This is a genomic window from Enterobacter mori LMG 25706, assembly GCF_000211415.1.
GTDB classification, from domain to species: Bacteria; Pseudomonadota; Gammaproteobacteria; order Enterobacterales; family Enterobacteriaceae; genus Enterobacter; species Enterobacter mori.
In genome coordinates this window covers 372,304-378,314 of sequence record NZ_GL890775.1, presented here as the reverse complement: position 1 = coordinate 378,314, position 6,011 = coordinate 372,304, and the positions used below count along the sequence as shown (strand labels likewise).

Below are 6,011 nucleotides of genomic sequence, written 5' to 3'. Positions count from 1 at the left end.
GAGGGTTAGGGTGAGGGCAACAGACCGCACAAAATCAACCCAGCACCATCGTACTCAACCGACACGTACAGCACCGCCGCCCCTGCTCGTCGAAGACCACGATCTCCCAGCTCTGGCTGGAGCGCCCCTGATGCAGCGGCTGGCACACCCCGCGCACTCTCCCCTGCGACACCGCCCGGTGGTGCGTGGCGTTCAGCTCCGTACCTACCACGTTCTGTCCGTCGCGGGTCATCAGAAAACCGGCCATCGATCCCAGCGTTTCCGCCAGCGCCGCCGACGCGCCGCCGTGCAGCAGGCCAAACGGCTGATGGGTGCGCGCATCCACCGGCATCTCCGCTTCCAGCGTGTCGTCACCGATACGGGTATAGACGATGCCGAGATGCGCCACCAGGGTGTTCTGGCTGGTGGCGTTCAGCTCCTCAAGCGATAAATGACGTTTCCAGATCATCACGCCCCCAGCGTGGAGCCGCCGTCCACCACGATATCCTGCAGGGTAATATGGCTGGCGACATCGGATGCCAGGAACAGCACCGTGCTGGCAATCTCCTGCGGGCGGGCGATTTTGCCCAGCGGAATGCCGAGCTTGAACTGCTCGCCAAAGCCGCGAATACGCTGCTGTTCCGCGTCGTCGCTGGTCCACAGGGTGCGCTGCATGTCGGTGTCCGTTGAGCCTGGCGACACCAGGTTACAGCGCACGCCGCAGCTCGCCAGCTCCAGCCCGACGGTCAGGGCCAGGCTTTTCAGCGCCGCTTTCGACGCACCGTAGGCGCTCATGCCGATGCGCGGCGTGTGCGCCGCGTCGGACGCCACGGTGACTATCGCCCCACCCTGCTGACGGCGGAACTGGCCCATCGTCTGCTGGAACAGGTTGAACGCGCCGCCGACGTTGACCGCGAAGGTCTGCTGCCAGTCCTCCAGCGAGAGCTGGTCCGTCGCCCCCATGCGCAGAATACCCGCCGCGTTGACCAGCACGTCCAGACGCTCAAGGGTATTAAGCAAACGGCCACACACATCGCTGACCTGAGCAAAATCCGCCACGTCCAGCGTTTCGGTGGCAAACGGATAATCTTCCTGCGGGAAGGCCAGATCGAACCCGGTCACCTGCGCGCCGGCTTCGGCAAACGCCAGCGCCGTCGCGTAGCCAATCCCCTTCCCCGCGCCCGTCACCCAGACGGTTTTACCGGTGAAATCAAATCCCATTACTTCACCTCGCGGGAGAGCAGCGCCCACCAGGCGTCGATTGTTGGATTTTTTGCCAGCATCACGAAGTCGATATCGCCGTGCACTTTGCGCCAGCGCGCGGCCAGCGCCATCATGCGCACCGAGTCCAGGCCATAGTCGATCAGGTTTTCGTCATCCATCGGCTCGTCGGACTCGTCCAGCAGCGGCAGGATCAGCTCGCGCAGCGCGGTTTTGGTCGCCGGGACGGACGGCAGCAGCTCGTCGGTCATCACCACGCGGCCCGAGCGCCCTGCTACGTAATTCAGCGACATCAGGTGCTCGTCGCGGGTGAAATCCGCCAGCGCGTCGGCAATAAAGAACGGCTTGATGTCGCGCATGAAGGCATCGGTGGCGGTGGTCATGCAGCCGATATGGGCGTACACGCCGGTAATCAGCAGCTGGTTGCGGCCCGTCTCTTTCAACATCTGCTCCAGCGGCGAGCGGTGGAACGCGCTGTAGCGCCACTTGACCAGCACGGTGTCCGCTTCGTCCGGCGTCAGCTGAGCGACGATACGCTGCTGCTCCGGGGAGCGGGTCAGGCCCGGCCCCCACATGTCGTTCAGCAGGGCGCGGTCTTCGTCGCTCTGCTCTTTCGGCTGAGCCGTGTAGTACACCGGAATATTGTGCGCTTTGCACCAGGCGCGAAGTTTGGCGATATTCGCTACCACCTGCTGCATCATCGCGCTATTTTCACCCCAGAAGTTCAGGAAATACTCCTGCATATCGTGGATCAACAGCGCGGCGCGTTCCGGCTCAAAGCTCCAGTTCACCTTGTTGGTCGGCAGCTCTGCGGCGGTCGGAAGGGCGTAAGCGGTTAATTTTGGAATGGCCATATTCTGTTCCTCAGCCCCGGGCGCGTTCTGCAAGCCACAGGCGCAACTGTTTCTTATCGACTTTGCCGACCGGCGTTAGCGGGAGCGCATCGACGCTCTCCACGCGGTCCGGCAGCTTAAATTCGGCAACGCCCTGCTCGCGCAGGAAGCGGCGCACCTCGACCGCGCGCAGGGGCTGTTTCACCACCAGATACGCGCAGCTTTTTTCGCCCAGCAGGCTGTCCTCCATACTCACCAGCGCGGCGTGGATCACCGCCTCATGGCGCAGCAGCAGGTTTTCAATCTCTTCGGCGGCGATCTTCTCCCCGCCGCGGTTGATCTGATCTTTCTCGCGCCCCTGCACGGTGATGTAGCCCTGTTCGTCGATGGCAATCAGATCCCCTGAGCAGTAGAAACCGTTCGCATCGAAGGCGCTGGCGTTGTGTTCCGGGCTGTTGAAATAGCCCCGGAAGGTGTACGGCCCGCGCGTCATCAGACGTCCGACTTCGCCGCGCGGCAGCGGGTTACCGTGCTCGTCCGCCACCCACACTTCGTCGTCCGGGCACATCGGACGGCCCTGGGTGTTGATGATGCGTTCCGGCGCGTCGTCGAGCGCGGTGTAGTTCACCAGCCCTTCAGCCATGCCGAATACCTGCTGAAGCTGGCAGCCGATTTCCGCCGGAATGCGCGCCGCGAGCGTGGCGGAGAGGCGTGCGCCGCCCACCTGAAGCAGCTTCAGAGATCTCAGCTGCGCGTTCCCCTCGCCGTCGGCAATCGCCTGCAGCCACAGGCTCACCGCCGGGGGCACCAGCGAGGTGACGTTGATCTGATGCCGTTCAATCAGCGGGAAGCAGAGCGTCGCACTCGGATCGTTCGCCAGCACCACGCAGCCGCCCGCGGTGAAAACGCCTAGCGACCCCGGCGAACTCATGGCGTAGTTATGCGCCGCGGGCAGCGCGTTCAGGTAACGCGTTTCGGCGGTGATGCCGCAAATCTCGTTGCTGCGGCGAATGCTGTAGTCGTAATCGTTATGCGTGCGCGGGATCAGCTTCGGCGTGCCGGTGCTGCCGCCGGAGAGCTGGAAAAACGCCACCTCGTCGGCGGGCGTCGGGTTCGGGATAAAATTATCCGCCGGGCGCGCAATCGCCGCTTCCAGCGCGTGTTCGCCCTTATCGCTGCGCAGCAGCACGGCGCGTACCGAGCGGTGCGCATCCACAAAGGTATTCAGAAAGTCATCGCCCACAAACAGCGTGTGGTCGCGATCGGCAATCAGCACGGCGGGTTTGATCTGCTCCGCGTAGGCGTTCAGCTCGCTGCGCTGATGGCTAAAGAGCGCGTTCACCGGCGCGACGCCGATTTGCAGCAGCGCGAAGAAGGTGATGTAAAACTCGGCCACGTTGCCGAGCTGCACCAGCGCGGTCTCGCCGCGGTGTAGCCCCTGCGCCTCAAAGACGGACGCCAGGTTGTTCACCGCCTGATTAAACGCGCGGTAGGTGATGTGCCGCTCGCCGTCGATTATCGCCACGGCATCGCTGTCTGCGCGATCCGTCAGGATGTGGGTCAACGGCAGATCCTGCCAGTAGCCTTTTTCGCGGTAGCGGCGAGCAAATTCCTCAGGCCAGCGGGTAAAAGGGATGGTCATGAGTATTCCTTAGTGCAAACCAAAAACGTTGAGCATGGTGGAGAGCTTCACGCCGGTTTCGCGCCACTCGCCCACCGGCGAGGAGGCGGGAACAATGCCCGCACCGGCAAACAGGCGAACGCTATTTTTATGCAGACGCGCGCAGCGGATGGTCACTACCCACTCGCCGTTGCCTTCGCTGTCGCACCAGCCGACGATGCCGCCGAACAGCTCGCGGTCGAACGGCTCAAGCTCGGCAATCAGCTGTTTTGCCGCCTGATGCGGGAAACCGCTCAGTGCCGGCGTCGGGTGCAGCAGGCAGGCCAGCGTCAGGGCGTTTTCATTTTCACGCGCCTCGCCTTTTACCGGCGTTGCCAGATGCCACAGCGTCGGCGTGGTAATCAACTGAGGAGAATCCGGCATGCTGAGATGGTGGCTGCGCGGTGCCAGAATGGCCTTCATCGCCTGGGTCACCAGGTCGTGTTCGTGACGGTCTTTTTCGGAGGCCAGCAGCTTATTGCCCGCTTCGCGATCTAATACGTCGTCTGGCTGACGACGCGCCGAGCCTGCCAGCGGCAGCGAGCTAAAGTGCGCGCCCTCTTTGCGCAGCAGCAGTTCGGGGCTTGCCCCCAGCAGCACGCCGCCGTCTTCCAGCGGCACGTGGAAATTAAAGCTCGCCGGGTTCTGAGCGATAAGACGCTCCATCAACGCACCGCTATCAATGTTGTTATCGGTCGCAATATCAATCAGGCGCGACAGCACGACCTTGTTCACCTGCGGCGTGGCGGTCAGCGCCGCGGCGCGGGCGACCATCTCTTCAAACACAGGTTGCGGGGGGATCTCGGTACGTTTTTCAATATTCAGTGACTGCGCACCGGAGAAATAGCGTGAAGACTGCTGGCGCGCCGGGCGAGAAAACGTCTGCCAGCGTTCGGGAATAAACAGCGACGACGGCTTGCGGGTATCGAATGGGATTGCCCCTACCATGACCGGATGGGCGATGCCGCTGGCCTTCGCGTTCTGAAAAGCCTGGGCTAATTTCTGCTGGAAGCGGCCTGCCGGATCGTCGCCGCCAACGGCGGACTCAGAAAAGCGGGCAACGCAGCCGGACGTCGTAAAACTGCGGTAAGGCGACATAAAGAAAAGGCTGGCTGATTGCAGCGTAGTTGCGGTGTGCTGAACTTCCTCAGCCAGGGACGTATCCATATCATCCTCCTCAAAATGATAAAAGAAGCAATAATGATTATCATTTATATTTTCGTCGGCTAACCTAATCCCACAGCGCCCCGCTGTCAACCGTCGGTCAAACAACTTGTGCGACAAACGCTTGCATCCCTTCCCGGCAATCATGAAAATGAGAAGCATTAACTTCAACGATAACAGGAGGCCGCTCAGTGAAATTCCCTGCCCTTTGCCGTAATGCCTTTCTTCTGACAGGTCTTTTTGTTTTAGGACTAACCTCAGCGACCGCCGCCGACTGGCCGCGCCAGGTGACCGACAGCCGCGGCGTGCATACCCTTGAGAGCAAACCGACGCGCATTGTTTCCACCAGCGTGACCTTAACCGGCTCCCTGCTGGCGATTGACGCCCCGGTCGTCGCCAGCGGCGCCACCACGCCGAACAACCGCGTGGCGGATGGGCAGGGTTTCCTGCGCCAGTGGGGGGATATTGCGAAACAGCGCAAGGTTGCGCGACTGTACATTGGCGAGCCGAGCGCCGAAGCGGTTGCCGCCGAGATGCCGGACCTGATTTTGATCAGCGCTACCGGCGGGGATTCCGCGCTGGCGCTGTACGACCAGCTCTCCGCCATCGCCCCGACGCTTATCATCAACTACGACGACAAGAGTTGGCAGGAACTGCTGACCCAGTTGGGCACCCTCACCGGTCAGGAAAAACAGGCCGCCGGGCGCATTGCCGCCTTTGATAAACAGCTCGCGCAGGTAAAAGAGCAGATGAAGCTGCCGCCGCAGCCGGTGAACGCCATCGTCTACACCGCCGCCGCGCACAGCGCCAACCTGTGGACCGCTGAATCCGCACAGGGCAAGCTGCTGCACCAGCTGGGCTTTACGCTGGCGGAGCTGCCCACAGGGCTGCAGACCTCCAAAAGCCAGGGCAAACGCCACGACATTATTCAGTTGGGTGGAGAAAACCTGGCGACGGGGCTGAACGGTGAAGGGCTGTTTGTGTTTGCGGGCGATGAGAAAGACGTCGACGCGATTTACGCCAACCCGCTGCTGGCGCATCTGCCGTCGGTGAAAAACAAACGGGTTTGGGCGTTGGGAACCGAGACGTTCCGCCTGGATTATTACAGCGCGATGCTGGTGTTAGACAGACTGAATACGTTGTTTAAGTAGGCA

General features: G+C 61.8%; 6 protein-coding genes. 1 reads left to right on the top strand and 5 read right to left on the bottom strand.

Going from position 1 to position 6,011, the window contains the following annotated elements; translation table 11 throughout:
- Positions 1-34: 34 nt before the first annotated feature.
- The 5 genes from entH to entC are packed head-to-tail and all read right to left on the bottom strand — an operon-like array spanning position 35 to position 4,860.
- A complete protein-coding gene (entH, locus tag ENTMO_RS0106795; protein WP_010428435.1) occupies positions 35-448 on the bottom strand; it encodes a proofreading thioesterase EntH in 414 nt (137 codons plus the stop codon).
- On the bottom strand, positions 448-1,200 hold the full coding sequence (gene entA, locus ENTMO_RS0106790; protein WP_010428432.1) for a 2,3-dihydro-2,3-dihydroxybenzoate dehydrogenase EntA: 753 nt from the start codon (positions 1,198-1,200) through the stop codon (positions 448-450). The genes entH and entA overlap by 1 nt, the downstream gene beginning before the upstream one ends.
- The gene (locus ENTMO_RS0106785) at positions 1,200-2,054 is read right to left on the bottom strand and encodes an isochorismatase (protein ID WP_010428429.1); all 855 of its coding nucleotides are present in this window, start codon (positions 2,052-2,054) and stop codon (positions 1,200-1,202) included. Before ENTMO_RS0106785 ends, entA begins: the two co-directional genes overlap by 1 nt.
- A gap of 10 nt (positions 2,055-2,064) precedes the next feature.
- On the bottom strand, positions 2,065-3,675 hold the full coding sequence (entE, locus tag ENTMO_RS0106780) for a (2,3-dihydroxybenzoyl)adenylate synthase EntE (protein WP_010428426.1): 1,611 nt from the start codon (positions 3,673-3,675) through the stop codon (positions 2,065-2,067).
- A 9-nt stretch (positions 3,676-3,684) separates the two neighbouring features.
- Positions 3,685-4,860 (bottom strand): isochorismate synthase EntC, encoded by a 1,176-nt coding sequence (gene entC / locus ENTMO_RS0106775; RefSeq protein ID WP_010428423.1) that lies wholly within the window; start codon positions 4,858-4,860, stop codon positions 3,685-3,687.
- A gap of 188 nt (positions 4,861-5,048) precedes the next feature.
- On the opposite strand from entC, the gene fepB reads away from it, so the two are divergent.
- Positions 5,049-6,008 (top strand): Fe2+-enterobactin ABC transporter substrate-binding protein, encoded by a 960-nt coding sequence (gene fepB, locus ENTMO_RS0106770; protein ID WP_010428419.1) that lies wholly within the window; start codon positions 5,049-5,051, stop codon positions 6,006-6,008.
- The last annotated feature ends 3 nt before the right edge of the window (positions 6,009-6,011 follow it).